At 61.2% G+C, this 1290-nt stretch carries 1 protein-coding gene and 1 pseudogene; one reads left to right on the forward strand and one right to left on the reverse strand.

What is annotated here, in order from left to right; genetic code table 11:
* The coding region (crn3, locus tag NW856_RS13555; protein ID WP_414400678.1) for a CRISPR-associated ring nuclease Crn3/Csx3 at positions 1-877 on the forward strand (877 nt) is incomplete at its 5' end.
* 215 nt (positions 878-1092) lie between these two features.
* Here crn3 and NW856_RS13560 read toward each other — a convergent pair.
* Positions 1093-1290: pseudogene (locus NW856_RS13560) on the reverse strand (ABC transporter ATP-binding protein); the annotation flags it as partial.

Genomic DNA, 1290 nt, shown 5'->3' on the forward strand with positions numbered 1-1290 from the left:
GGACCCTCGAAGATCCCATTCTTCGGAACTGTCTTTTCAGGTCATCGAAATTGAGCTGACCCGACCGGATCGCCTGGTTTTTCCAGAGGATTTGGCTCAGCTTCAGCTGCCTGCCGGGATCAATGCCCAGTTGGGGGTGGTTCTGACGGGGCGGGCCCCCATTTGGCTGTATGGCTGGCTGGTGCATGAGTGCCACTTCACCCGTTGGGTGGCCTGTTATGACCCACGCTTGGGCGCGGTGGTGGTCTCCAGCCATACCCCCGAAGTGCGGGTGGGCCAGGTCATCCCCTGGGTGCAGGGAAGGCCGGGCAAGGCCTACGGCCCGCTGACGCGAACAGAATTGGCAGCGGCGGTGATGGTGGTGGGCCCCCCCGACAGTGGCAAAAGCCGTCTTGCCCGCGCCCTCTTCGAAGCTCTGCTGCCGGAGCATCCCGATATTTATCTGCAACGGGCCCATTGGGATGGGGAAGGCAATTGGACTCTGGACTTACCCCTAGAACAGGCCGAAGCCCTCAAGCAGCGGTACCGGGGCCGTTCAACCCCTGAGTTTTTTGGCTTCCATGCCCAGGCCATTCTGGCTTTGCGTCGGCAAAAGAGCTTGGTGATTGTGGATGTGGGCGGCAAGGTGGATCCGCAAAAGCAGCCGATCCTGGAAGCCTGCTCCCACTACCTGGTGGTCAGCCGGGATCCCGAGGCTATCCCTCTCTGGCACGAGTTTTGTCGAGACCGGGGCAATTTGCGCTGTGTGGCCATCCTGCACACCTCGCCCGGCCCTCCTCAAGTGCTCAAAGACTCACCTGAGTTGGAAATTCGCTGGGATCCCAACTCTCCTCCCCCCGCGGAGCTGCTGCGGGCGGTGCGCCGCCTCATTCACTAGAGCTGCAGGTTCAGAATTGGAGGGGCGGGTCAGCATATATCGCATCCCGGACGCTGGCCGTTTTGGACGAGCGGTTGCACGGCGTTGTGTGCGAGTTCCAAGAGAGGTTTGCGGATCGCCTGCCCAGGGGCTGCACCTGATGGCCAAGGTGTGTGGTTTTTGGGTTTTGGGTTGCCTTGTCGCCCTCTCGCTCCGTCAACTGCTCCAGGTTGGATTTACCGGTAAGCCGCCTCTGGGTTGGCTTCATGGCCGTAGAGATAGCTGAGAACCGAGTTGCGCAGGCGGTAGTACTGCGGATCTTCAAGAATCCGCTCGCGATCCCGGGGGCGCGGGAAGGGAATGGTCACGATCTGCCCGATGGTGGCTGCAGGGCCATTGGTCAAAGGACTCCGTCCCGCTGACGCGAAAGGACT

The organism is Synechococcus sp. R3-13, from assembly GCF_047462195.1.
In the GTDB taxonomy this organism is placed as follows: Bacteria; Cyanobacteriota; Cyanobacteriia; order Thermostichales; family Thermostichaceae; genus Thermostichus.